This is a genomic window from Nocardia sp. NPDC051981, from assembly GCF_040680715.1.
Taxonomy (GTDB): domain Bacteria; phylum Actinomycetota; class Actinomycetes; order Mycobacteriales; family Mycobacteriaceae; genus Nocardia.
In genome coordinates, this window is record NZ_JBFAXK010000002.1 from 334356 (window position 1) to 359466 (window position 25111).

Sequence of the window (25111 nt, forward strand, 5' to 3'; positions counted from 1 at the left end):
GATGTGACCGTCAGTTGGAACCTGTTTCACTGGGTGAGATGGGCTTGACCAGGGATTATCGGATTCGATGCCCCGAAACTTGGGGGCAGTTTCCCGAATCGGGGTGGGCGGGGTGGACGCGTTTTGTACACTCCCCGCTGAAGTGAATAGACGTCACTTCAGATCCTGAATTCGAGGTACCCATGAAGTCTTCAACACCGGTGGGGGTGTTTGCCGTCCGTGTCGCCGCGGCCGTGATCGGCGGGGGGCTGCTGATCGCGGGCGTTGCCGGGTGCGGCAGCGACAAGTCGTCCGACAGCTCGCCGGGCGGTGCCACCAGCACCGCCGCCACATCGGCGAGCTCCACGGCCGCTCCCGCACCGACGACCGTCGCCCCCGCGCCGACCACCGAGGCGCCGGCGCCGCAACCGGCGGCCACGGAACCGGCCGCGCCGCAGCCTGTCGCGCCGGAGGTCGTCGCGCCGCAACCGGTCGCGCCGCAGCCGGCCGCGCCCAAACCTGCGCCGCAGACACAGCAGCAGCAGAAGCCCGCGCCGCCGACCCTGGACGCGCCCGGATTCGAGCCGCGTGCGGGTTACTGAGAAGGCTGGACAGGTTCGTGCTGGGTAATGGCGGGCGGCGGCTGTGTGCCGCCGCGGTAGCGCTCGCGGCCTCGGTATCCACCGTGGCCGCGGCGAACGCGGATCCGGCCTCGCCGGATGCCGCCCCCGCGGGCAAAGAGCTGGTGGTGCTGGGTGATTCGTTCTCCGCGAATGCCTGGGACTTCTTCGACCAGGACAACAGCTGCCTGCGCCACGGCCGGACGGCCTGGCCGGTGCAGCTGGGCCGGCTCATGGGCGTGTACGGGACCGACGAGATGGCCGATCCCTCCTGCCCGGGCGCGTCGATCGACAGCGGCCCGGGGTGGAGCCTGGCCCAGGAGGCCCAGAAAGCGGACAAGGCAGGCGCTTTCGGGCCGAATACCAAGGTCGTCACGCTGCAGTTCGGGCTCAACGACAAGTGGGGCAAGAACGACCAGACGCTCTGGAAGTCGTTGCAGGGCTGCGTATTCAACCTCGTCGACGGCTGCGATCCGGAGTCGATCGACCAGGGCCGGATGCCCGACTACAACGGTGTGTCCGGGGCGTTGATGGCCAAGCGCATGAGCAATGCGGTGACCTACATCAAGTACTACGCACCGAACGCCCGCATCGTGTTCGTCGGCTATCCGGAGTTGTTCACCCCGGGCAGCAGCACGGTCTGTCTCAGCATCGGCGGCATCGCGCCGTTCATCCAGTCGCGCGGTCGCGCGGTGGTGGAGTACTTCGACCGCATCGACCAGGCGCAGCGGGAAGCCGCCCAGCTGCTGGGCATCGAGTTCCTGGATTCCCGCGCGCTCACCACCGGTCATGGGCTCTGCTCGTCGCAGCCCTGGCTGAATGGCGTGTTCGATCCACGGACCGATCTCGACGGCCTGTTCTTCCATCCGTCGAGCCAGGGTGACGCCGTGGTCGCCAATGCCATCTACGACCGATACGGGCACTGATGCCATCGAGATTCCGTCGATCGGACCGTTGACCACCGATAGCCTCCTCGTCGGGTTTCCCGATTGCCCAGGGTTTTTGCGGTTCGCTGAATGCCGCACCCCGGCTCTCGGGGCCTCTTGTACACTCCGCGCAAAAGTGAAAAGTTCACCGTTCAATTTGCGATTCGAGGGTTTCATGAAGTTCCGTATCCCAGGCGCACGCACCGCGGTGGCCGCCATCGGCGGGGTCGTGCTGATCGGCGCGCTGGCGGCGTGTGGAAGCGACAAGGCCGCCGACACGCCCGCCCCGGCGAGCACCACCGCTGCCGTCGTGAGCAGTTCGGCCGCTCCCGCGAGCAGCGCCGCCCCGGCGCCGAGCGCGGCCCCCGCGCCCGCCGCGGCCCCGGAGGTCGCGACCGAAGCGCCCGCCCCGCAGCCGGCGGCCCCCGCAGCGCCCGAAGCGCCTGCGGCACAACCGGTTGCGCCCAAGCCCGCGCCGCAGACCCAGCAGGCGCCCAAGCCCGCGCCGCCGACCCTGGATGCCCCCGGGTTCGAGCCCCGCGCAGGCTACTGACGAAACCGGAGTACACACGTGTCGGGAATCAACGGTCGGTGGCTGTGTGCCGCGGTGGTCGCGTTCGCCGCGGCCATGACGGGAACATCGGGGGCGCAAGCGGATTCGGTTCCGCAGGGTAAGGAACTCGTCATCCTGGGCGACTCGTTCACGGCCAACGGCTGGAACCCGCTGTCCCAGGAGAAGAAGTGCGATCACGGCGACACCGCGTGGCCGGTGCAGCTGGGCGCGCTGATGGGCGTGCAGGGCACCGATCAGATGTGGAACCAGTCGTGTCCGGGCGCGTCGTTCGACACCGGGGACGGGTACACCCTGAAGGTCCAGGCGGCCAATGCCGACAAGGCGGGCGCGTTCGGGCCGAACACCAAACTGGTGACATTGCAGTTCGGGCTCAACGACTTCTGGGGCGGCGCGAAGCAGTCCCCGTGGAATTCGATCGAGCACTGCTTCTACGACGTCCTCGGCGGCTGCGGTCCCGACGCGGTGGCCGCCGGCCGGATGACCGACCCGCAGAACGTGACCGGCACCGAGTACGCCGCCCGCATCGGCAAGATCATCACCTACATCCGGTACTACGCTCCCAACTCGCACATCGTGATCGTCGGCTACCCGGAACTGTTCCGGCCCGACCAGGATTCGATCTGCTACGACATCGCGGGCATCCCGGCCACCCAGCCGCGCGGCCGCACCGTCGTCGAGTACCTCAATCGCCTCGACCAGGCCGGGCGTGAAGCCGCCACCCAGCTGAACCTGGAATACCTCGACGCCCGCGCGCTCACCGCCGGGCACGGGCTGTGTACGCCGCAGCAGTGGGTCAACGGAGTGTTCGACCCGAAAGTCAATATCGCCGGGCTGCCGTTCCACCCCGCTCCGCAGGGCGACGCCGTGGTAGCGAACGCACTGTACGAGAGGTACGCACGATGACCCGCCCACCCGAAGTCGCCCCGCGCGAGGCCTCAGCCGCGCTCGCCGTGGAGCAGTACACCACCCAGCTCCTCCAGCCCGCCGAGGCCACGCGGGCCGCCGAACCGGTCCGGGCCGCCGAGCCGGTCCGGACGAAGGGTCTCACCGAGTCCGTCGCCGAGCGCGCCCGGCGGGAGCGGCCCGCGCTGCCCTCGCTGACCGGCGCGCGGTGGTGGGCGGCATTCGCGGTATTCGTCTTGCACGCCTTGGTGTTCCTGCCGGTCTACCCGTTCCAGAAGTCGGCGCTGTTCCGCCACATCCACGAGTGGATCCCGATGCAGCTCGGGGCCGCGGGCGTCACGTTCTTCTTCGTGCTGTCCGGCTTCATCATCTACTGGTCGTTCCGGCCGGGCATGTCGGTGCGCGCCTTCTACCGGCGGCGGGTGCTCAAGATCTATCCGACGCACCTGTTGGCGGCCGCCGCCTTCATCGTGGCGGCGAGCGTACCCCTGCACCGTGCGGTGGTGTGGGTGCCGAACCTGCTGCTGGTGCACACCTGGGTGCCGAAGTGGACCACGGTCGGCGGGCTGAACGTCCCGTCCTGGTCGCTGGCCGCGGAAGTGCTTTTCTACCTGAGCTTTCCGCTGCTGCTGCCGCTGGTCATGCGGATCCCGACCCGCCGTCTGCTGCTGGCCGCGGGCCTGCTGATGCTGGGCATCGCCCTGCTGCACACCTCGTACTTCCTGTGGGTGGACGGTCCGAAGGGCATCGCGAATGCCTTTGCGCCGCGGCTGGTTCCGGGCAACGCGTCGCCGCACTACGAACTGCACGCCTCCCCGGCCTGGTTCCAGCAGCCCGACATCCCGGTGTCTCCGTCGTACTGGCTCAGCTACACCTTCCCGCTGTCGCGCCTGCCGGAGTTCTTCCTCGGTGTGCTGGCGGCCCGCATGGTGCTCGAAGGTCGTTGGCGCAACACCAATCTCGCCTGGCCGCTGGTCGCGCTGACCGTCGCCTACGCGGCGACCTGGGTGGTGCCGGTGAACTACAAGATGTCGGTGCTGCTGCTGCCCCCGATGACGGCGGTGGTGGCCACCATGGCAGCCCGGGACCTGGCCGGCATCCGCGGCCTCAACTCCCACCCGCGCATGGTGTGGCTCGGCAATGTCTCCTTCGCCTTCTACCTCATCCAGTTCCCGGTCATGGTCGTGGTCACCCGATACCTGATCGGCGGCAGGGAGTTCGGCATTCTCGGCTGGGCCGGCTTCTCGCTGCTGTGCCTGATCGTGTCCACCGCCCTCGCCGCACTGCTCTACCACTGGGTCGACCTGCCCATCATGCGCAACTTCGCCCGCTCGAAGCGGGACACCCGCGCGAAGGTCTAGTCCACGCTCGTCCTGTTGCTTGTCGATAGCTGTACTTGCTGACCGACGTTCCTTGCGACACAACCTTCCTCATTGCTGGTCGTCCGTCCAAAAGCCGGGTGGTGTTCACCACCCGGCCATGGGCGGAGCGGTGATCAGAAACCTAGAACCTGTTCTATTCGGGGCGCACTTCGGTAACGACCCGCAAAGGAACATGTATGCGCCACAACGGCGTTGGGAACTACTACAGCAAACCATTCGCTATTGCGGCGGCGGCCGCACTGGCCGTGCTCGGGGGCGCGGCCGTCATACCGACCGTGGCACACGCCGCGGTCACGAGCCCGAACCTGATCGTGGATGGCGATGCCGAGGCAGTGGCGCAGTGCGCACCGAAGGGGCTGGACGGCATGACGCTGCCGGGCTGGAACATCGGCAAGGGTGAGCCGAATGCGGTGTGCTACGGACAGTCCGGATGGCCGGACGCGTCCTCGCCGGGTCCGTCGAACCGCGGTTCGAAGTTCTTCGCCGGCGGCGGCACCGGTAATGCCGAGATGGATCAGACCATCAGCGTCTCGGCCGCGGGTGCGGCCATTGACCAGGGTGGCGTGAGCTTCGATCTCAATGGCTGGCTGGGCGGTTTCGGTGCCCAGGACGATCGGGTCAACATGACGGCGACGTTCCTCAACGCATCGGGGTCCGAGCTCGGCTCCGCCGAGTGCGACGACGTGAGCAGCATCGATCGTGGCCTGAAAACCGGTCTGCTGCAGCGTGATACGACGGGCACCTTGCCGAAGGGCACGCGCGCGGTGAAGATCCAGCTGAACTTCAGTTGGACCTACGGCGACACCAACGACGGCTACGCCGACAACCTGTCGTTCACCATCGGCGCCGCACTGCCCGCGCCGAAGCTGACCGCACCCGCCTCGACGGTGCCTGGTTACGACCACGTCTTCGTGGTCTACCTGGAGAACCAGGATTACGACGGCCTCACCGGCATCATCGGCAATCCTCAGGCCCCCTACATCAACGGCCTGCGGTCGCAGGGCGCGACGCTGAGCCAGTCCTACGCCACGACGCATCCGAGCGATCCGAACTATGTCGCGCTGGCGGCGGGCGGACTGTACGGGCTGGTCGACAACAGCGTGGGCACGACGACCCTCGATGCGCGTCACATCGGCAACAGCGTGGACGCCGCGCACAAGACCTGGAAGGGCTACGCCGAGGACGCCAACGGCAATTGCGACCAGTCCTCGCACGATCAGTACTACCCGGATGACCTGCCGTTCTTGTACTTCCAGAACATGAAGTCCAACCAGTCCTACTGCGCGGCGCACCTGCAGCCGCTCACGCAGATGACGACCGACCTGCAATCCGCCGCCACCACCCCGAACTTCGTGTGGTTCGCCGCCAACGAATGCCACAACATGGAGGGCTGCGGCGTCGCCTCCGGTGACAGCTGGCTGGGCGCCACCCTGCCCGCGATCCTCAACTCCCCGGCCTGGAAGCAGCAGCGCTCGCTGCTCATCCTGACCTGGGACGAGGGCGCCACCAAGGCGTTCGGCCCGCTGTTCCCGAACCGGGTCCCGACCATCGTGCTCGGCTCGCAGAACTCCGTGAAGCCCGGCTACACCAGCTCCCAGCGCACCGACCAGTACGGCTTGCTCCGCACCATCGACACCGCCCTCGGCCTGCAGCCCCTGACCAACAACGACGGTTACGCGGCCACGGTGAACGACATCTGGTCCGGCCACTGACGGTAACGTCGCTCGTCCGGACGATCTGACCGCGCAGGCACACCCGGTGTGCCTGCGCGGCGTGTTCGGTGTTGCTGCGCGGCGTGTCCGGGCGACGCGCGGCATGCTGGGCGGATCGCGAGGTGCGGGATCCTGTCGGTTCGCGCGGCTAGTCTGCGGGGATGGTCAAACCGGAGTCGGCGCTGCGCCGCTTGATGCGTGATACGGGAAAATTGCTGCAGCCGTATGGGTTTGAGGGGGCCGAGCCGACCTGGGTGCGGGGGATGCCCGGCGGTACGGCCACCGTGGCGCGGACGCGGACCTTCCGGACGTTCACCGGGGGACAGCAGCTGCTCCGATTCGGGCTGGGCGCCTGGGCGACCCCGACCGCGTGGTGGGAATTCCGCAACTGGCGCAACGAACGCCTGGGCCTCGCACCTCTCGCGATCGAGACCGCGGCGGGGCCCGGCCTGCTCCCGGGCGAGGGCCTGCCCGAGGACCCGGACCAGCTGTGGTCGGTACGCCTCGACCCCGACCAGCCGGGTCACGTCCAGCCCGGCGATATCGACCTGATTCGCGCAGAGCTGCCCCGGCGCGTCCACGCCCACGCCCGCCGCGTGCTGCGCCTGCTCGACCCGGACAGCTATCTCGAAGAATTGCTGGCGCAGCCGAATCCGACCGTCGCCACCTGGGAGGCCATCGCCGTGCTGCTCGCCGAGCAGGGCCCGAGCTCCCGCCTCGACGACGCTCTGGACCGCCTGACGCGCGCGGCACGGGAGCAGCCCGACTCGCGCACTCAGGACGTCGTCGATTTCATCGCGGCCCGTACTTTGTCGAGCCGCTCGGCGTAGAAGAACACCCGTCCGCAACCCAGGCAGCAGGGCGAGCAGGTCCGTCAGGGCCCGCCCGCCATTGCGCTGGATCAGATATGTATCCATATTGCCGCTCAGGGTCACGCGGCGTTCCCCGCAGTCGGGGCAGGGCGTGGCCGGTGGCGTAACCCGCTCGGGCTCGGTCTTCTTGGAGAACACCGCGCAATTGTCGCCCGGCGAGCCTACTGCTGCCCGGCGGAGCGCTGGTATTCGCGCCAGGCCTTCTGTGTTTCGGTGAGTTTCGGCTTCGGTGTGCGATTGCGGAAGAAATTGACCAGCATCACGACCGGCAGAATGAACGCCTGGAAGAAGATGAGGTAGGAGCCGCCGTCGAAAAGGAAGGCGAGATAGAAGGCGTAGCCGAGATAGACCGCGCCGAAAATACCGTTGATCGCGCGTGAGGCGCTGCTCTGCCCCTGTCGCACCACCGCCAGCGCCAGCATGATCACGCCACTGAGCGCGAGCAGGCCCACATACCAATTGAACATCGTTTCCCCCGAAGACAATTCGAGCCCAACCGTTCGGCTCGGCCGCGCCGAACCATAACACCGGCCGGGGCAGGGCGCCATCGATAAATCGATGCACGCCCGGTGTCTCAGCGCCGGGGAATGGCGGGGGTATCCCAGGCGCGGGCGTAGCGGGTCTTGTCCGCGGACTTGTTCGGCTTGGCGCGGTACACCACGTACGGGCGGACCAGGTAACCGATGGGCGCGGAGAACATGTGGACCAGGCGGGTGTAGGGCCAGAAGGCGATGAGGGACAACACGATCAGGCCGTGCGCCTGGAAGGTCCAGGGGGTGCCGACCATGAGGTCGGGGTGCGGGTGCAGGGTGAACAGGCTGCGGAACCAGGGGGAGACGGTCTCGCGGTAGTTGTAGGTGCCCCAGAGCAGGTTGCTGCCGACGGTATTGAGCAGACCGGTGATCAGGGCGGCGGCCAGCAGGATGTACATCACCTTGTCATTGGTGGTGGTGGCCTGACGGACCGCGGGGACGGTGACCCGGCGGTAGAGCAGGATGCCGATCCCGGCGATGACCGCCACGCCCGCAACGGATCCCGCGGAGACGGCGACCACGTGATAGGTCTCCTCGGAGATGCCGACGGCGTCGGTCCAGGACTGCGGGATGAGCACGCCGAGCACGTGCCCACCGATCACCCCGAGCATGCCGAAGTGGAACAGCGGGCTGCCCAGGCGCAGCAGCCGCGACTCGTAGACCTGCGAAGACCGTGTGGTCCAGCCGAATTGGTCGGTGCGATAGCGCCACAGGTGCCCGAGCACGAACGACGTGAACGCGATGTAGGGCAGCATCAGCCAGAGCGCGGAGCTCATCGGCGGGCCTCCGATCCGGTGAAGGCGAGCGGGTCCATGGCGAAGGGCTCCAATCCGACTTCTTCCTCGGGTGGGCCCTGGGCGGCGAGTTCGGCGATACGCCGGCGGTCGGCGGTGGTGACCGGTGGCAGGGTCGCCGCCACCGACGCCAGCACCCCGGCGTAAGGAGATCCGCTGTCGGAAAGCGACAACCGCAGCAGTTCCAGCACCGGGACGTGTTCGCCCAGCAGTCGTTCGCCGCCGACGGGATCGACGGTGGCGGCGAATTCGAGCAGCACGGGCAGGTGGTCGGGCAGTTCCTCGTCGCCGAGCTCGACCCCGGCGTGCCGGTAGGCGTGCTTGAAACGCAACAGCGCCATCCCGCGCTTGCGGGTGTCCCCGTTGGCGTAGAAGGTCAGGTGCAGGCTGGCCCGGCGGCGCATGTCGAAGGTCTCGACATACTCCTGGGCCAGCGCGATCGCATCGCCGGTGCGCAGGTGCGCGAGGAACCCGGCCAGCAGCGGGCGGACCGCGTCCGGCAATTCCGCTGCGGCGGCGTCGAGTTCGTCGAGCATGGCCAGGGTCTGCGCGCTCGGATAGTCGAGCAGCAGCGCGCCCAGCCGCCACACCAGTCGCCGATCGCGTTCGCTCATGGCGACGGCGGGTTCGGGCCGTCGCCGCGGTTTCAGCAGGCTCATCGTGTGGCTCCGGTGGGTTCCGGCTCGGCGGTGGCAGCGCCGTTGCTGACGCCGTCGACACCGGAACCATGGTGGCCATTGCCGTTTCCGTTGCCGTTTCCGGACGTGGCGGCGCCGCTGCCGTTCGCTCCATTGCCGCCATGGCCATCGGCACCGGAGCCATTGGTGCCGGTTGCGTTGGGCACCAAGCCTTTCGTGCTCTTGCCGTCCCAGTTCAACAGGTTGATGCGGTTGGATTTCTGGTCGGGGGAGGCATCGTTGGTGTCGGTGAGGTGGAATTTGTCGGCCATGTATTCGAAGGCCGTCATGCCGGGACCGCCGTCGGTGTCGAGCGAGCACCCCGTGGCGAGGGAATCCAGTTCGTGGGCACGGGAAGTCGCGCCCGACGGGATCACGTAGCGGTGTTCGTATTTGGCGATCGCGAGCAGCCGGTACATGGCTTCGATCTCTTCGGGCTCGAGGCCGACCGCGTCCGGAATGGACAGGTCGGGCTCCTGGCCGAGGTTGATCGAGCGCATGAACGACCGCATCCCGGCGAGCCGCTGCAACGAGGCGCGGACCGGGCCGATCTCACCGGCGGTGAACAGTTCGGCCAAGTACTCCAACGGAATACGCAGGGCGTCGATGGCGCCGAAGAGGTTGTTGTGGTTCTCCCCGTCGTGCCCGGTCTGGGTGAGGGTGTCCACCACCGGCGACAGCGGCGGCACGTACCAGACCATGGGCATGGTCCGGTATTCCGGATGCAGCGGCAACGCGATCTGGTAGTCCACGATCAGCCTGTAGACCGGCGAATCCTGGGCGGCCTGAATCCATTCGGGGGAGATCCCGGCCCGTCCGGCCTCGGCGATGACGCGCGGGTCGTGCGGGTTGAGGAAGACACCCAGCTGGGAGGGATAGAGGTCCTGGTCGTTCTCCACCGAGGCGGCCTCGAGGACCTTGTCGGCGTCGTAGAGCATGACTCCGATGTAGCGCAGACGGCCGACGCAGGTTTCCGAGCAGACGGTGGGGATGCCGACCTCCACCCGCGGGTAGCAGAAGGTGCATTTCTCTGCCTTGCCGGTCTTGTGGTTGAAGTAGATCTTCTTGTACGGGCATCCGGTGACGCAGTGCCGCCAGCCGCGGCACTTGTCCTGGTCGACGAGCACGATGCCGTCCTCGGTGCGCTTGTAGATCGCGCCCGACGGGCACGACGCGGCACACGAGGGGTTGAGGCAGTGCTCGCAGATGCGCGGCAGGTAGAACATGAACGTTTCTTCGAACTCCAGCTTGACCTGTTCGGAGAGCTTGGCCAGCAACGGGTCCCTACCCACCTGCTCCGGGCCCGACCCCAGCGAGTCGTCCCAGTTCGCGCCCCAGGTGACGTTGGTGTCCTCACCGGTGATCAGCGACTTGGGCCGCGCCACCGGCGTGGTGTCCATCTGCGGTGCGGACAGCAGATTGTCGTAGTCGTAGCTCCACGGGTCGTAGTAGTCCGACACCGTGGGCAGATCCGGATTGGCGAAGATATTGAGCAGCCGCTTCATGCGCGACCCGGATTTGAGGGTCAGCCGGCACTTCTTGTCGAGGGTCCAGCCGCCCTTCCACTTCTCCTGGTCCTCGTAGCGACGCGGATAACCCTGTCCCGGACGGGTTTCCACATTGTTGAACCACACGTACTCGGTGCCGGAACGGTTGGTCCAGGCCTGCTTGCAGGTGACGCTGCAGGTGTGGCAGCCGATGCACTTGTCCAGGTTCATGACCATGGCCAGTTGCGCCATCACACGCATATCAGTACTCCACTTCCTGCGAGCGCTTGCGAATCGTGGTGACCTCGTCGCGCTGATTTCCGGTGGGGCCGTGATAGTTCAGCGCGAACGACTGCTGTGCATAGCCACCGATGAGGTGCGAGGGCTTGATCATGATCCGGGTCAGCGCATTGTGGATACCACCGCGTTTACCCCTGCCCCGCTTGACATCCGCCGTGCCCTCGATGCGCGGCACGTTCACCGCGCGGTCCTGGGCGTGGTACATGAACACCGTGCCCTCGGGCATGCGGTGCGACACGATCGCGCGCGCCACCACGATGCCGTTGCGGTTGATGGCCTCGATCCAATCATTATCGGCAACATCGATTTTCGCGGCGTCCCTGTCCGACATCCAGATCGCCTGACCGCCGCGCGAGAGCGTCAGCATGTGCAGGTTGTCCTGGTAGGCGGAGTGGATCGACCACTTCGAGTGCGGCGTCAGATACCGCACGGTCACGCCGTTCTCGCTCACCTTGCCGATACCGGGCTCCGCGAACAGCGCGGTCATGTCCAGCGGCGGCCGGTAGATCGGCAGCTGCTCGCCCAGCTCCATCATCCAGTCGTGATCGAGATAGAAGTGCTGCCGCCCGGTCAGCGTGTGCCAGGGCTTGGACCGCTCCACATTGATGGTGAACGGCGAATACCGGCGTCCGCCCGTCTCGCTCCCGGACCATTCCGGTGAGGTGATCACCGGAACGGGCCGGGCCTGCGTGTCGGCGAAGGTGATTCGCTTTCCCTCGTGTTCGGCAGCCAGGTCGGCCAGCTCGGTTCCGGTGCGCCGTTCCAGCGCATGGAACCCTTCCACCGCGAGCCGGCCATTGGTGGTGCCGGACAGTGCCAGGATCGCCTCGGCCGCGTGGGTGTCCTTGGCCAGGGACGGACGGCCCTGCGCGACACCGGAAACCACAGTGCCGTTGACGCCGCGCAGGTAATCTACCTCGATATCGGGCAGAGTGGTGACACCCTTGGTGGTGAGTCCCAGCGTTTCGACCAACGGCCCGAGCGCGGCCATCTTGTCCGCGACACTCGGGTAGTCACGTTCGACGACAACCAGTTTCGGCATGGTGACACCAGGAACGGGCTCGCATTCACCGTGCTTCCAGTCCAGTACCCGCCCGCCGGCCTGCGCCAGCGCGTCGGCGGTGTCGTGCTGCAGCGGCACCGCGACCAGGTCCCGGCGCACGCCCAGATGCTTCTCCGCCAGCCAGGAGAACCCGCGGGCAATGCGGTGGAAGGCCTCGAAATCGGTCTTGGCCTCCCACGGCGGGGAGATGGCCGGGGAGAAGGCGTGCACGAACGGGTGCATGTCGGTGGAGGACAGGTCGTGCTTCTCGTACCAGGTGGCCGCCGGGAACACGATGTCGGAGAACAGGGTCGTGGACGTCATCCGGAAGTCCATCGACATCAGCAGATCCAGCTTGCCGGTGGCGGCCTCGTCGCGCCATTCCAGCTCCTGCGGGCGCACCCCGGTGGTCTCGGTGGTCTGCAGATTGGAGTCCGCGCCGAGCAGGTGCTTGTGGAAGTACTCGTTGCCCTTGCCTGAGGAACCCAGCAGGTTGGCGCGCCACACCGTCAGCACGCGCGGGAAGTTCTCGGGCGCGTCGGGATCCTCGCAGGCGAAGCGGAGATCGCCGGACTTCAGGCCGTCCACCACGTAATCCGGGGGCGTCCTGCCCGCCTGCTCGGCCTCGTCGACGAGATCGAGGGGATTGCGGTTGAGCGTCGGATACGACGGCATCCAGCCCAGACGTGTTGCGAGCGCGATATTGTCGGCCGCCGTGCGCCCGGAGAAGGTGCCCTTGCTCAAGGGCGAGGCGAACGACTCGGAGGTGAACGGGTCGTAGCGCCACTGGTTGTTGGCCAGGTACCAGAACACGGTGCCCTGCATCTGCCGCGGCGGCCGCTGCCAGTCCGAGGCGAAAGCCAGTGTGGCCCAACCGGTCACCGGTCGGCACTTCTCCTGGCCGACGTAATGCGCCCAGCCGCCGCCGTTCACGCCCTGGCAGCCGGTGAGCAGGGTCAGGGTGAAGAAGGAGCGGTAGATCTGGTCGGAGTGGAACCAGTGGTTGGTGCCCGCGCCCATGAGGATCATGGACCGGCCCTTGGAACGCTCGGCATTGTCGGCGAATTCGCGGCCGAGGCGTTCGGCCTGCTGGGCGGGGACGCCGGTAATCGACTCCTGCCAGGCGGGAGTGTACGGCTGGGTCGCATCGTCATAGCCGTTCGGCCAACTGCCGGGCAGGCCGGACCGGGCTACACCGTACTGCGCCAGCAGCAGGTCGAACACCGTCGTCACCCGTCGTCCCGCGATGACGGTGGTCGGCACGCCGCGGGTGAGGACATCCGAAGCAGGCCCGTCGAAGCGGGGGAACCGCACGGCCGCAACATCATCGGTGCGCCCGTGCAGGGTCAGCAGGGGATCGGTGTCCCCCAGGTCCAGGTTCCAGCGTCCCTTGCCCGCCTCATTGAAGCGGTGGCCGAGAGAGCCATTGGGCACCTGCGGATTGCCGTCCGCCTCCAGCAGCACCGTCTGGTGCTCGACGCCCTCGCCGGTGCGGCCGAGATCGGCGGCGGTGAGGAACTTGCCGGGTGTGAAGGTGTGACCGCTGTACTCGCCGTCGGTGGACCAGCCGCCCTCGTGCTCGTCCAGCACCACCAGGTACGGCAGATCGGTGTAGCGCTTGACGTAATCGTTGAAGTACGGAGTCTGCTTGTCCACGAAGAACTCTCGCAGCACCACGTGACCCATCGCCATGGCCAGGGCGGCATCGGTACCCGGGCGCGCGGGCACCCACTCGTCGGCGAACTTGGTGTTGTCGGCGTAGTCCGGGGAGACCACCACGACCTTCTGGCCGCGGTAGCGGGCCTCGGTCATGTAGTGCGCGTCCGGGGTTCGGGTGACCGGGACATTGGAGCCCCACATGATCAGGTAGCCGGCGTCGAACCAGTCGGCGGACTCGGGCACGTCGGTCTGGTCGCCGAAGACCTGCGGGGAGGCGACGGGTAGGTCGGCGTACCAGTCGTAGAACGACAGCATCGAGCCGCCGATCAGCGAGATGAACCGGGCGCCGACCGCATGCGAGACCATGGACATGGCCGGGATCGGCGAGAAACCCGCGATGCGGTCGGGGCCGTACTTCTTGATCGTGTAAACGTGTGCGGCGGCGGCGATTTCGGTGGCTTCCCACCATTCTGCGCGCACGAACCCGCCCTTGCCGCGCGCCGACTTGTAGGCATTGGCCCGGTCCGTGTCCTCGACAATGGACTCCCACGCCAGCACCGGATCCTTGAGCCGGGTCTTGGCGTCTCGGTACAGCTCCAGCAGCGTGCCACGCACGTACGGGTAGCGGATGCGTGCGGGGGAGTAGGTGTACCAGGAGAACGACGCGCCACGCGGACAGCCGCGCGGCTCGTATTCCGGCTTGTCGGCGCCGACGCTCGGGTAGTCGGTCTGCTGCGACTCCCAGGTGATCACGCCGTCGGAGACGTAGATCTTCCACGAGCACGAACCGGTGCAGTTCACGCCGTGCGTGGACCGCACCACCTTGTCGTGCGACCACCGATCCCGGTAGAACTCGTCGGCCTCGCGCCCGCCCACCTTGTGCAGGGTGCGCAGGTCACCGGACACCTCGCCGCGGTTGAAATACTTCCCCAGTCGAAGCAGCGCATCGGCGGACGAGTGTCCGTTCTGCGTAATAGCCATAACGCCCCCTTCGAGCTGGAAAACCGGGCTGCCGGCTCGACTGTAGGGACGCCGGGGGAGGCATCAAAACGGTTTGCTCACAATGCTCGAAGCCCATTTGTGAGCTGTGAGATCGCCGCAATGTTCCGGTCACTGCGAGGTAGCGGCCGAGGTCACACCTTGCGGTCGCGACCTGGGGAAACCTCTTCGCAGACAGTGAAACAAGTTCTCGGAAGGGGCTTCCGGGGCAGTGGTGGTGAAGCTTCCGAAACGATTGGTTCTCGGTTACTTAATATTTGTTAACAACACCTTCGGATTGCTGAGTGATCGCTATATCGTGCACCCATGCAACGATTCGACGGCGTCATCGAGACCGCTGCCAACGGCGGTGCATACATTCGCATTCCCCCGGCATCATCACCGCCCTCGGTGGCGGCGGCCGCATCCCAGTCCAGGCCACCTTCGACGGCATTCCGTACCGAGGCTCCATCGCCAACATGGGTGCGGGACCGTGCCTGGGACTGCTGAAGGCGATCCGCGCCGAACTCGGCACGGGGGCTGGAGACTTGGTCGCAGTCACTGTCGAGCGTGACACCGTGGAACGCACCATAGCTGTCCCCGACGACCTCGCCGCCGCACTGCGGGAGTCGGGGGTGCAGGACGCCTTCGACAGGCTCTCGCATACCAACCGCCGTGAGCACGTCACCGCCGTGATCGACGCCACGAAGCCGGAGACCCGCACTCGCCGGATCGGCAAGATCGTCGACTTTCTCGCTGGCGGTTCTTGAAAGGGATCCAATGCGTTATCGAAATCTGTTGAGGGAGATGTTGTTTCAGATTCAATGAGTTGAATTATTCTGGAATATAGGACATTTCGGGTTCCTCTTGGCTAGAGGTGGCGATAGAATAAGTGCATGAATTCGACGGGGGTGACACTCGACACGTGCGGCATCGCAGAACTGGCGGCCGTCGTCGAAACCCTGTCGGATTCCGTCCTCCACGCGAACCTCACTCCGCTCGCTGATGGTGAGGTCGTGGAGTTGATGCAGCGGTTGGAGACCTGCAAAAGGCAACTGTCGGCGCTCGATTCGCGTTTGATCATCGAGGCCTGCAATCGTTCGCTGCCCGAAGGCAGTGGGGCGAAGGGGGTGGTGCCGTTCCTCCGGCAGACCTTGGGGTTGTCGAAGTACGACGCGTCGGTGCGGGTGAAAATCACCATGCAGTGCGGGGAATTCTTCGAACCCACCGGCCACCTGCGTCCCGCCTCCCTGGTCAAGACCGCCGAAGCCTATGAGGCAGGCAATATCTCACGTGATCACGTCCGCAACATCATCGACGTCATGAACCACCTGCCCGCCGACATCGCGGCAGAGACTCGCGCCGAGGCCGAGGACATCCTGGTCGGCCACTCACGGATCGGCTGGCCCGATGACCTGCCCAAGATCGGCCGCGACATCCTCGCCCGCATCGACCCCGACGGCAAGGTCGTCTCAGACGCCGACCGCCGTCGCCGCCGTGGCCTCATCCTGGGACGTCCCGGTGTCGATGGGATGAGCTGGATCGAAGGCTGGATCACCCCCGAGCTGCGGGCCCTGCTCGATGCCGTCTTCGCCAAGCTTGCCCGTCCGGGTATGTGCAACATCGACGACGCCGACAGCGTTGCCGCCACTGCCACGGTCGTCGACTCGAAGGTCCTCGAGGCTGCTGCCCGACGCGACCGTCGCGACGGCGGTCAGCGCACCCACGACGCACTGTTCGCGCTGCTGCAGCCCGGTGTCGACCCCACCAAGCTCGGCTCCCACCGCGGCCTGCCGGTGCAGGCCATCGTCACCATGTCGCTCAACGATCTGGAGCGTGGAGCGGGTGTTGCGACCACCGCCTCCGGTGGCCACGTCTCCATCGATGAGGCTCTGAAGATGGCCGAGGGGACCAAGCCGGTGCTGGCGGTCCTCGACGCGGACGGGTTGCCGCTGTACCTGGGTCGTTGCCAGCGACTGGCCACCCCGGCTCAGCGGTTGGCGTTGATCGCCCGCGACAAGGGTTGCACCCGCCCGGGATGCGAGGCGCCCGCGAGCATGTGTGCGGTGCACCATGTCACCGACTGGGCCAAGGGCGGCCCCACCGATCTGACCAACCTGACGCTCGTCTGTGATCATTGCCATGCGCTGGTCAACGGCAGTGCCGAGGGTTGGAAAACCGTTGTCATGGGCAAGGATTCCCCCTATCGGGGACGCACCGGTTGGATTGCCCCGAAACGTCTTGACCCAACAGGCACCCCGCGCGTGAACGATCGACATCACGTGGGGGAGTGGGTCGCCGCTGCGATCGAATCGAGTTGCCGGAGGTGGGGTTCACGGGCGGCGTGATTCCCGGCTGCGCATGTCCTGCCGGCGTGCGCAGGGACGGGGTGGTGTGGTCACCCTCGCCTGCCCTGCCGGACTTGGGCTACCGCGGGTCGGGAGACGTCTCCCGCCGATCCCGGCCCACGGACGCATCACCTTCCACGGACAAAACCCACCGCAAGTCCACCCTGAAATCCTCGAACACCGAACAACCACAGCGGTCTCCTCCTCGAAGACATCCCATCCTGCGGATACCCCAACCCCGAGATCCAAGCGAATACCTCCTGCAGCGACACCACATGCAGGTTCAAAGGTGAGCGGGCTGGTAGGTGTAGGCGCGCCCCCAAGCCCGTCCCCCTCCCTTCTCCAGGCGTCTTTGTCTTTTGATCTTTTGGCTCTTTGTCTTCTCGTCCCTTGTCTTCTCGTCCTTTGGGTTGTCGGCTTTGGGTTTTGGGCCTGCTACTCCGCTATCAGTTCGGCTTCGGAATCCAGGGCTTGTTGGGCTGACTCGGGCACGCCCACGGGGCCGGGCCGGTAGGTGATGGAGTGAAGGGAGCCGGAGTAGCGGAAGACGCCTCGGCGGTCGCGGAGGGGCCAGGAGACGGGACCGCGGGCGTCGAGGCCGACGGAGATCCCCGTCCAGGGGGACATGCCGACGAGTTGGACCTGGTTGGGGAGGGTGGCCGCGCGGACGCCGTCGATGCCGATGGTGAAGTCCCATCGCAGGTGGGGTTGGACGGTGGCCGAGACGGTGAAATGTCCGCTGCCGGAGGGAATTTCACCGGCATCGGCTTCGGTGTAGCGACCGTAGGCGTTGTAGCCGAAGATCAAGTGGCCGTTCTCCACGTAGAGGAGGTAGCCGCCGAGCGGGTCGCCGTGGGCGACGAGAACACCCTCATCGCCGGGACGGTAGCCGGTCAACTCCACTGTGATCGTGAAGTCGCGGTAGGCGATCAGTCGCTGAGAGCGGTACCGCTCGAGGGTGGGGGTGCCGGGAAGGATGCGAACTTGCTCGCCGAGCCGGGCCTCCTCCGGACGGCGCCGAGCCAGGTCCTGCCGGGTGACGAGCGGGAAAACCGTGTTGTGCCACGCGGCCTCGTCCCACGCGGCCGAGAGCTCGGCGACCTTGTCCGGGCGCTGCCCGGAAAGATCGTGGAGCTCCGTCGGATCGGTGCGGACGTCGAACAGCTGCCAGCGTGGATTGTCGATGCCGCGCTCGGGCTCGTAGAGCGCGAGGAGTTTCCAGCCGTCGCGGTAGAAGCCGCGGTGACCGGTCATCTCCGAATACTGCTCGACGTGCCGCGAGACCGCGGCCGGGTCGCTCAGCACATCCACCGCCGAGACACCGTCGAAGTCCTTGGCGGGCAGTCCGTTCCGAACCGTCGGCCGTTCGAGCCCGGCGAGTTCCAGCAGCGTGGGCGCGAGGTCGGTGATGTAGACATACTCCTCGCGCACCCCGCTATCGGCCTCACCGCGCGGCAGCCCCCTGGGCCACGACAGCACGAACGGCACCCGCACCCCGCCGGCGAAGGTCTGCCCTTTGTAGAAGCGGAACGGCGTATTCGACGCCTGCCCCCACCCGCGCGGATAGTGCACCCCCAGTTTCGCGGTGCCGATCAACTCGTCGTCGTGCGGCACATCCCGCTCCCAGTCGGGCTCGTCGACCTGGGCGAACTGCGCGAAATAGGTCCGGGTGCCCTCGGGCCCGCCCTCCGCGGTGCCGCCATTGTCGGAGGTGAACACGATAATGGTGTTGTCCAGCTCGCCGAACTGCTCGAGCACCTCCACGATCCGCCCCAGGCTCTGGTCGATGCTGTCGACCATGCCCGCGTACACCTCCATGTACCGCTCGAACCGCGCCCGCTGCTCATCGGTCAGCGCATCCCACTCCTGCGCTTCATAACCCGGCTCGGTATTGCGTGGCTTCTGCTGTGTCCCCGCCGGGAACAGCCCCTGCGCGATCTGCGCGGCGAATCGGCTCTGCCGCAACCGATCCCAGCCCTCCCGATACCGGCCCCGATACTTGGCCTGATCCTCCGGCTTGGCCTGCAACGGCCCGTGCATGGCGGTGTGCGCGAAGTAGAGGAAGAACGGTTTGGCCGCGTCGTGCGCCCGCAGGTCCTTGAGGTATCCGATGGCGCGATCGGTGTAGTCGTCGGTCAGGTAGTACCCCTCCGGATACTCCTCGACATCCACCGCCGAACTGTCGGAGATCAGCTGATTCGGATAGTAGAAGGAGTTCAACCCCTCCAACGACCCGTAGTACCGGTCGAATCCACGCTGCGTCGGCCACGAATCCCGGTGCGCCGCCGGGTGCAGCGTGGCATCGCGCACCAGATGCCACTTCCCCACCGCGTAGGTCGCATATCCGTTGGCGCGCAATATTTCCGGCAACGTTAGCACGTCATCGGCCAATTCCAGCCGCAGCCCCGGATAGCCGGGATCGGCATTCGCCACGAAGCCGAAACCCGCACGGTGGGAATTGATTCCGGTCAGCAGTGCCGCCCGCGACGGTGAGCACAGCGGGGTGGTGTGGAAGTTGGTGAGCCGCAATCCGTTCGCGGCCAGCCGATCCAGGGTCGGGGTCTCGATCTCCGACCCGAACGGGCCGATATCGCTGAAGCCCATATCGTCGACCAGCACCACGACGATATTGGGCGCATCGGCGGGCGCGGTCGGCGGATAGTTCCACTCCGGCGTGGAATCGGCGGTGGTGCGGTCGATCTCGCCGGCGAAATTCTCATAGCCACGGGCATGGGCGGGGACTGACATGCTCACAGCAAAGGGCCCGGGCCCGCGCCGGAGCCAGGGTTTCACTCTGGCTGCGTGCAACCGGTGATCCGTCATACATCCGCGGATAGCGTCGCCGCACACCATTCGGCCCCGGTCCACACTCGAGGTTTTCCAGATGAATTCGTCCCCCGGCGGTCTGCACCGCCGTCATTTCCTGCGCGGTTCCGCCGTCGCCGCCCTGGCGATCCTCGGCAGCGGAGCGCTGGCCGCCTGCACCTCGGCGGTGAACCAGCAACGCGGCGGCGACGACAACGCACAACCCGTGCGCGGCGGGACACTGAAGTACGGCGTGCTGGTGGACCTCGTGCCCGCCAACCTGCTCACCAATACCGGCACCACACCGTATGTGATCGGCCTGGTCTTCGAATCCCTGGTGCGCTACCCGCACGACAAGCTCGAACCCCAGCCGCTGCTGGCCAAGAGCTGGACCCTCGCCCCCGACGGCAAGTCCATCACCCTGGACCTCCGCGACGACGTGAAGTTCCACAGCGGCCGCCCCTTCACCTCCAAGGACGTCGAGTTCTCGCTGCGCACCTACGCCGATCCCAAGTGGTCGGCGCAGCTGAAGAGCACGGCCGCCGCCGTCACCGGCTTCGACACCAGCGATCCGCACCGCATCACACTGACGCTGGCACACCCGCTGAGCAATCTGTTCGACCTGCTCGACACCGTGCCCATCCTGGACAGCGAGTCCATCGATCAGCTCGCCACCGGCGACAAGATCATCGGCACCGGCCCCTTCCGGTTCGTACAGCGAATCCCCAACCAGCAGTTGGTATTCGAGAAGAACGCTGCCTACTGGGTGCCGGACCGCCCCTACCTGGACCGCGTCGAATTCACCGTCATCGCCGACAATCAGGCGCAGCTCAACGCCCTCAAGACCGGCCAGATCCATCTCGCCGACGGCATTACCTACCGCGACAACGAGAACCTCGCCAAGACCGACGGCTTCCGCGTCATCACCTTCGAGGGAGCCGAGCTCCAGGTCTACGTCGGCGCGAATGTCGCCGAGCCGGCCCTCGCCGATGTGCGGGTGCGCCAGGCCATCGCCTACGCCCTGGACCGTGAGCGCATCATCAAGGAGGTCTTCCGCGGCGCCGGCTATCCGCTGAACCTGCCGTGGCCCAAGAACTCTCCCGCCTTCGACGACTCCCGCAACAGCCGCTACACGCGAGATGTGGCCAAGGCCAAGCAGATTCTGGCGCAGCTGCCCAAACCGCCCAAGCTGCCGCTCACCTACAACACCGCCTATCCGGTCTTCGAGGCCGCCGCGCAGATCGTGCAGGCCAACCTCGCCGAGATCGGCATCGAAGTGGAACTCGCGCCCACCGAGAACGCCACCTTCATCAAACAGCTGATCGGCGCACAGTTCCCGGGCCTGTGGATCACCGACCACTCCTGGGCGCAGTTCGTGCCGTCCACGCTGACGGTCAGCGCCTACCCGTTCAACGCCCGCAAGAACGCCTCCCACTACGAATCACCCGACTACGTCTCGGCCGCCGACGCCGCCTGGCAGCTGCCGCGTGCCACCGGCCCGGACGCGACCCGCGCCTACCAGGCACTCAGCGATCAACTGCTGGACAGCCTGTTCCTGATCGAGATCGGCGTGCACTTCCCGCAGGACAGCGCGTCCCGGAAACTGCACGGCTTCGACTGGACCAAGCGCCGCGAGCACGTGTTCACCCAGGCGTTCCTGGCATGACCGCCTATCTGCTGCGCCGGGTGCCGTCCGCCCTCGCGGTCCTCTTCGGCGCGTCGGTGCTCATCTTCCTGCTGCTGCGACTCGTGCCCGGCGATCCGGCCACCACCCTGGCCGGGCCGGACGCCAGCCCGGAAACCATTGCCGCCATCCGGCATCAGCTCGGCCTGGACCGGCCCATCCCGGCGCAGTACGTGTCATGGCTGCACGGCGTGGTGACCGGAGACCTGGGGCGGTCCTACGTGATCGGTGGGCAGATCGCGGATCTCATCGTGCGAGGTCTGTCGAACACGCTCATCCTGGCCGCCGCGGCGTTGTCGCTGGCGGTGATCGTGAGCCTGGCGGTATCCGTCGCCTCGGTCCTGTGGGATCGGCGCTGGCTCAATGCGATCGTGGCGGCCGCCAATACGGTGACCGTCGCCATCCCGGTCTTCGTGACCGGTGTGCTGCTGGTGCTGGTGTTCGCGGTCGCCGTTCCGATCCTGCCCGCGGGCGGCATCCCGCCGGACGGGTTCCTGGCCCGGCCCGACATCGCCGTCCAGTATCTGCTGCTGCCCGCCATCTGCCTGGGCCTGCCGGTGGCCGCCGCGCTGACCCGCTTCCTCACCGAGGCGCTGCGCACCGAACTGGCCAAGCCCTACGTCCTCACCGCCCGCGCCCTCGGCATCCCGCGCCGCCGCATCATCACCCACGGCGCACTGCGAAACGCATTGCCCACCATGCTCACCGCGCTCGGCATCCAGACCGGCAACCTGCTCGGCGGCGCGGTGCTGGTGGAGGCCGCGTTCGCCTGGCCCGGCATCGGCCAGCTCATCGAGCAGGGCATCAACCGGCGCGACTATCCGGTGGTGCAGGCGCTGCTGCTGTTCTCGGTGGCCGTGTTCGTGGCCATCCAGCTGACCACCGATATCGCGCACGCCTACCTGGATCCGCGCATTCGCATCGGAGGCCGCGCATGAGCGAGCTCGCCGTCGCCGAGAGCGGCGACACCACGACGGTCACGGAAAGCCCGGGCCGCGAACCGAATCCGGGGCGGCCGCTGCTGCGGGCGCTGACCCGCGGGCAGGGGCTGGCGGGCGTGCTGCTGATCGCCGTCATCGCGGTGACGGCCCTCGCCGCTGGTCTGCTCACGAAATACGGTCCGCTGGAGCAGATTCCGGGAGCCAACCTGCTCGGACCGAGCGGCGACCACTGGCTGGGCACCGATGAACTCAACCGGGATGTGTTCACCCGGACCCTCTACGGCATCCGCGTGGACCTGCTCATCGCCTTCCTGGCGGTCCCGGCGGGCGCGGTGCTGGGCTCGATCATCGGCCTGGTGGCCACCGTCAATCCAGTGGCGGATGTGCTGGCGCAGCGCGTCTTCGACCTCATCCTCGCCTTCCCGGCGCTCATCTTCGCCATCGCGCTCACCGCGGTCACCGGGCCGGGCGCGCACGCGGTCGTCATCGTGATCATCGCCGCCGAACTCCCCATCTTCGGCCGCCAGATCCGCACCGCCGTGCTGGCCGTGCGTGAACAGCCCTACGTGGAGGCCGCCGCGGTGATCGGTGCGAGCACCGGCTGGACACTGCGAAAACACGTGCTGCCCAATGTGATCGAACCGCTCGCCGTGCAGCTGGCGCTGTCACTGTCCCTGGCGGTGTTCGTGGACAGCGCCATGAGCTTCATCGGCATCGGCGTGCGCCCGCCGGACCCGTCACTCGGGTCGATCATCGCCGAGTCCACCCGCAACCTGGACGCCAATCCCGCCATGGCCGTCGGCCCGCTGCTGGTGGTTTCGGCGCTCACCCTCGGATTCCTGTTGATCGCCCAGGCTCTGGGCCGCGCCCGGAGGATCGGATGACCGACGACATCCTGCTCGACATTCGCGACCTGGTGGTGAGTTTCGGCCCACGGACAGTGGTGAACGGCGTCGGCGTGCGCGTCGCGCGCGGCGAAACCGTCGCGCTGGTCGGTGAATCCGGCTCCGGCAAATCCCTCACCGCCCGCGCCGTCCTCGGACTGCTCCCCACCGGCGCGACCGCCACCGGCTCGATCCGCCTCGACGGCACCGAGATCATCGGCGCCACCGAGACCGACCTGCGCCCCCTCCGCGGCACCCGCGCGGCCATGGTCTTCCAGGAACCACAGACCGCGCTGAACCCGGTGCGCCGCATCGGAACCCAGATCGCCGAAGCCCTACGCGCCCACCGCCCGATCAGTAGGTCCGAGGCCCGCGCCCGCGCCATCGAACTCCTCACCCAGGTCGACCTCCCCGAACCGGCCAAACGCGTCGACTGGTACCCCCACCAACTCTCCGGCGGCCAGAAGCAACGTGTGGTCATCGCCCTGGCCCTCTCCGGCGACCCCGACCTCCTCATCGCCGACGAGCCCACCACCGCCCTCGACGTCACCGTCCAGGCCGAAATCCTCCGCCTGCTCCAGGACCTCCAGCGCCGCAACAACACCGCCATCCTCTTCATCACCCACAACCTGGGCGTAGTAGCCGCCATCGCCGACCGGGTGGTGGTCATGCGCACCGGTGAAATAGTCGAAACCCAGCCGGTCCACGACCTTTTCTCGACTCCGCAGTCCGCTTACACCCGCGAACTACTGGCCGCGGTCCCCGTGCTGCCTGCCGGCCCAGCGTCACCGTCGACTGTGGCGGCACCGTCTTCGTCATCGGCGTCCGTGACAGGGCTTTCTGCGTCATCGACGACCGTCGCAGGTCTCTCCGCGCCGTCGGCGAATGCGGACGGCGCGGCTGAACGGGTCGTGTCGCCCACTCCACGTGCTGCAGCGGTGCCCCCGCTCAATGGGGTGTCCCCGGTGCCCGCGAGCGCCGTCGTGTCCCGGGATATTTCGGACATTTCGGGTACCGATTCGGCCTCCGGTGTTTCCGGGGCCAATGTGCTCACGGGCGCGGGGAAGTCAGCGCCGACCGCTGAGCCGGCGGCCGAGCCAGTGCTGCGTCTCAGCGACCTGTCGGTGGTCTACCGCCGCCACGGCAAGCGCTTTCAGGCCCTGCATGATGTCTCGCTGACTCTGGCTCCGCGCGAAGTGGTGGGTCTGGTCGGGGAATCGGGTTCGGGTAAGAGCACGCTCGGCCGTACTGCGCTGGGGCTGGTGCCCGCGGCTTCGGGAGAGGTCGTGTTGCAAGGCGTCTCGTTGACCGGGTTGTCTCAGCGGGAATTGCGGGGGCTGCGCAAGAACGTCGCGCTGGTGCATCAGGACGTGGCCGCCTCGCTGGATCCGCGCCACAGCCTCGAGGACTCGATCGGCGAACCGCTGCGGGTGCACCGGGCGGCCTCGGGGGCGCTGTTGCGGGCCAGGGTCGGGGATCTGCTCGAATCCGTGCGTCTGCCACGCGAGTACGCGAGCCGGCGGCCGGGCGAGCTGTCCGGCGGGCAACGGCAGCGCGTGGCCTTGGCGCGGGCGCTGGCCCTCGCGCCACGGCTGCTGGTGGCGGACGAGCCGACCAGCGCGCTGGATGTCTCGGTGCAGGCGCAGGTGCTCGAACTGTTCGCCGATCTGCGCGCCGAATACGGATTCGCCTGCCTGTTCATCAGCCACGATCTCGCCGTCGTGCATCAGGTGGCCGACCGTGCGGTGGTGCTGCGGGAGGGTCGCATAGTCGAATCAGGACCGGTCACGGCCGTTTTTCAGCACCCGCGCGAAGAGTACACACGGCGCCTGCTGGACGCGGTTCCCGCCCCAGATCCGGCCCGCGCGCGCCGAGACGAAATCGTGTCCGTCCAAGTACCCCTCGCATTGGGGGCCTGAGAGTAATTTGGGGAGCGCCATTCCGCGCCGACTGCCACGACACACCGGAACTTATACCAATAGGAGTATCCGGTGATACTGACTGGATTTGC

At 67.0% G+C, this 25111-nt stretch carries 19 protein-coding genes; 13 read left to right on the forward strand and 6 right to left on the reverse strand.

Annotation, left to right across the window (positions count from 1 at the left end; translation table 11 throughout):
- Positions 1–182 precede the first annotated feature (182 nt).
- The 7 genes from AB0L60_RS05480 to AB0L60_RS05510 all read left to right on the forward strand — a co-directional run bounded on the left by AB0L60_RS05480 (position 183) and on the right by AB0L60_RS05510 (position 6926).
- Positions 183–581, forward strand: a complete 399-nt coding sequence (locus AB0L60_RS05480; protein ID WP_354840336.1) for a hypothetical protein — start codon at positions 183–185, stop codon at positions 579–581.
- Positions 582–598: 17 nt separating this feature from the next.
- The gene (locus AB0L60_RS05485; protein ID WP_364607659.1) at positions 599–1525 is read left to right on the forward strand and encodes an SGNH/GDSL hydrolase family protein; all 927 of its coding nucleotides are present in this window, start codon (positions 599–601) and stop codon (positions 1523–1525) included.
- Between the two features lie 175 nt (positions 1526–1700).
- Positions 1701–2078, forward strand: coding sequence for a hypothetical protein (locus AB0L60_RS05490; protein WP_364607663.1), 378 nt, complete (start codon positions 1701–1703; stop codon positions 2076–2078).
- Positions 2079–2096: 18 nt separating this feature from the next.
- Positions 2097–3002, forward strand: coding sequence for an SGNH/GDSL hydrolase family protein (locus AB0L60_RS05495; protein ID WP_364607666.1), 906 nt, complete (start codon positions 2097–2099; stop codon positions 3000–3002).
- Positions 2999–4363, forward strand: coding sequence for an acyltransferase (locus AB0L60_RS05500; protein WP_364607669.1), 1365 nt, complete (start codon positions 2999–3001; stop codon positions 4361–4363). The genes AB0L60_RS05495 and AB0L60_RS05500 overlap by 4 nt, the downstream gene beginning before the upstream one ends.
- A 197-nt stretch (positions 4364–4560) precedes the next feature.
- Complete coding sequence (locus AB0L60_RS05505) at positions 4561–6096, forward strand: alkaline phosphatase family protein (RefSeq protein WP_364607672.1); 1536 nt, start codon at positions 4561–4563, stop codon at positions 6094–6096.
- A 161-nt stretch (positions 6097–6257) separates the two neighbouring features.
- Positions 6258–6926, forward strand: a complete 669-nt coding sequence (locus AB0L60_RS05510; protein WP_364607675.1) for a hypothetical protein — start codon at positions 6258–6260, stop codon at positions 6924–6926.
- Positions 6927–7129: 203 nt separating this feature from the next.
- Here AB0L60_RS05510 and AB0L60_RS05515 read toward each other — a convergent pair whose 3' ends face one another.
- The 5 genes from AB0L60_RS05515 to AB0L60_RS05535 form a co-directional block, all read right to left on the reverse strand.
- Positions 7130–7420, reverse strand: a complete 291-nt coding sequence (locus AB0L60_RS05515) for a hypothetical protein (RefSeq protein WP_364607678.1) — start codon at positions 7418–7420, stop codon at positions 7130–7132.
- 122 nt (positions 7421–7542) lie between these two features.
- On the reverse strand, positions 7543–8277 hold the full coding sequence (gene narI / locus AB0L60_RS05520) for a respiratory nitrate reductase subunit gamma (RefSeq protein ID WP_364607681.1): 735 nt from the start codon (positions 8275–8277) through the stop codon (positions 7543–7545).
- The gene (gene narJ / locus AB0L60_RS05525; protein WP_364607684.1) at positions 8274–8954 is read right to left on the reverse strand and encodes a nitrate reductase molybdenum cofactor assembly chaperone; all 681 of its coding nucleotides are present in this window, start codon (positions 8952–8954) and stop codon (positions 8274–8276) included. The genes narI and narJ overlap by 4 nt, the downstream gene beginning before the upstream one ends.
- Positions 8951–10711 (reverse strand): nitrate reductase subunit beta, encoded by a 1761-nt coding sequence (narH, locus tag AB0L60_RS05530; protein WP_364608548.1) that lies wholly within the window; start codon positions 10709–10711, stop codon positions 8951–8953. Before narH ends, narJ begins: the two co-directional genes overlap by 4 nt.
- 10 nt (positions 10712–10721) lie before the next feature.
- Positions 10722–14441 carry a nitrate reductase subunit alpha gene (locus AB0L60_RS05535; protein ID WP_364607687.1) on the reverse strand — a complete coding sequence of 1240 codons (3720 nt, stop codon included), beginning with the start codon at positions 14439–14441 and terminating at the stop codon, positions 10722–10724.
- Between the two features lie 302 nt (positions 14442–14743).
- Between AB0L60_RS05535 and AB0L60_RS05540 the strand changes: the two genes are divergently transcribed.
- Both AB0L60_RS05540 and AB0L60_RS05545 read left to right on the forward strand, forming a co-directional pair.
- On the forward strand, positions 14744–15208 hold the full coding sequence (locus AB0L60_RS05540) for a YdeI/OmpD-associated family protein (protein WP_364607690.1): 465 nt from the start codon (positions 14744–14746) through the stop codon (positions 15206–15208).
- 126 nt (positions 15209–15334) lie between these two features.
- The gene (locus AB0L60_RS05545) at positions 15335–16786 is read left to right on the forward strand and encodes a DUF222 domain-containing protein (RefSeq protein ID WP_364607693.1); all 1452 of its coding nucleotides are present in this window, start codon (positions 15335–15337) and stop codon (positions 16784–16786) included.
- Positions 16787–17221: 435 nt separating this feature from the next.
- Here AB0L60_RS05545 and AB0L60_RS05550 read toward each other — a convergent pair whose 3' ends face one another.
- Positions 17222–19534: an arylsulfatase gene (locus tag AB0L60_RS05550; protein WP_364607696.1), complete on the reverse strand. Its 2313-nt coding sequence runs from the start codon at positions 19532–19534 to the stop codon at positions 17222–17224.
- 136 nt (positions 19535–19670) lie between these two features.
- On the opposite strand from AB0L60_RS05550, the gene AB0L60_RS05555 reads away from it, so the two are divergent.
- The 4 genes from AB0L60_RS05555 to AB0L60_RS05570 are packed head-to-tail and all read left to right on the forward strand — an operon-like array spanning position 19671 to position 25019.
- Positions 19671–21257 carry an ABC transporter substrate-binding protein gene (locus AB0L60_RS05555; RefSeq protein WP_364607699.1) on the forward strand — a complete coding sequence of 529 codons (1587 nt, stop codon included), beginning with the start codon at positions 19671–19673 and terminating at the stop codon, positions 21255–21257.
- Positions 21254–22213, forward strand: coding sequence for an ABC transporter permease (locus tag AB0L60_RS05560; protein ID WP_364607702.1), 960 nt, complete (start codon positions 21254–21256; stop codon positions 22211–22213). Before AB0L60_RS05555 ends, AB0L60_RS05560 begins: the two co-directional genes overlap by 4 nt.
- Positions 22210–23100 carry an ABC transporter permease gene (locus tag AB0L60_RS05565; RefSeq protein ID WP_364607705.1) on the forward strand — a complete coding sequence of 297 codons (891 nt, stop codon included), beginning with the start codon at positions 22210–22212 and terminating at the stop codon, positions 23098–23100. Before AB0L60_RS05560 ends, AB0L60_RS05565 begins: the two co-directional genes overlap by 4 nt.
- Positions 23097–25019: a dipeptide ABC transporter ATP-binding protein gene (locus tag AB0L60_RS05570; RefSeq protein ID WP_364607708.1), complete on the forward strand. Its 1923-nt coding sequence runs from the start codon at positions 23097–23099 to the stop codon at positions 25017–25019. The genes AB0L60_RS05565 and AB0L60_RS05570 overlap by 4 nt, the downstream gene beginning before the upstream one ends.
- The last annotated feature ends 92 nt before the right edge of the window (positions 25020–25111 follow it).

Excerpts from the sequence above, each read along its gene's own strand:
- AB0L60_RS05480 (WP_354840336.1), top strand. The coding sequence starts at position 183 with ATGAAGTCTTCAACACCGGTGGGGGTGTTTGCCGTCCGTGTCGCCGCG.
- AB0L60_RS05490 (WP_364607663.1), top strand. The coding sequence starts at position 1,701 with ATGAAGTTCCGTATCCCAGGCGCACGCACCGCGGTGGCCGCCATCGGC.
- AB0L60_RS05500 (WP_364607669.1), top strand. The coding sequence starts at position 2,999 with ATGACCCGCCCACCCGAAGTCGCCCCGCGCGAGGCCTCAGCCGCGCTC.
- AB0L60_RS05505 (WP_364607672.1), top strand. The coding sequence starts at position 4,561 with ATGCGCCACAACGGCGTTGGGAACTACTACAGCAAACCATTCGCTATT.
- AB0L60_RS05510 (WP_364607675.1), top strand. The coding sequence starts at position 6,258 with ATGGTCAAACCGGAGTCGGCGCTGCGCCGCTTGATGCGTGATACGGGA.
- narI (WP_364607681.1), bottom strand. The coding sequence starts at position 8,277 with ATGAGCTCCGCGCTCTGGCTGATGCTGCCCTACATCGCGTTCACGTCG.
- narJ (WP_364607684.1), bottom strand. The coding sequence starts at position 8,954 with ATGAGCCTGCTGAAACCGCGGCGACGGCCCGAACCCGCCGTCGCCATG.
- narH (WP_364608548.1), bottom strand. The coding sequence starts at position 10,711 with ATGGCGCAACTGGCCATGGTCATGAACCTGGACAAGTGCATCGGCTGC.
- AB0L60_RS05535 (WP_364607687.1), bottom strand. The coding sequence starts at position 14,441 with ATGGCTATTACGCAGAACGGACACTCGTCCGCCGATGCGCTGCTTCGA.
- AB0L60_RS05545 (WP_364607693.1), top strand. The coding sequence starts at position 15,335 with ATGAATTCGACGGGGGTGACACTCGACACGTGCGGCATCGCAGAACTG.
- AB0L60_RS05550 (WP_364607696.1), bottom strand. The coding sequence starts at position 19,534 with ATGTCAGTCCCCGCCCATGCCCGTGGCTATGAGAATTTCGCCGGCGAG.
- AB0L60_RS05555 (WP_364607699.1), top strand. The coding sequence starts at position 19,671 with ATGAATTCGTCCCCCGGCGGTCTGCACCGCCGTCATTTCCTGCGCGGT.
- AB0L60_RS05560 (WP_364607702.1), top strand. The coding sequence starts at position 21,254 with ATGACCGCCTATCTGCTGCGCCGGGTGCCGTCCGCCCTCGCGGTCCTC.
- AB0L60_RS05565 (WP_364607705.1), top strand. The coding sequence starts at position 22,210 with ATGAGCGAGCTCGCCGTCGCCGAGAGCGGCGACACCACGACGGTCACG.
- AB0L60_RS05570 (WP_364607708.1), top strand. The coding sequence starts at position 23,097 with ATGACCGACGACATCCTGCTCGACATTCGCGACCTGGTGGTGAGTTTC.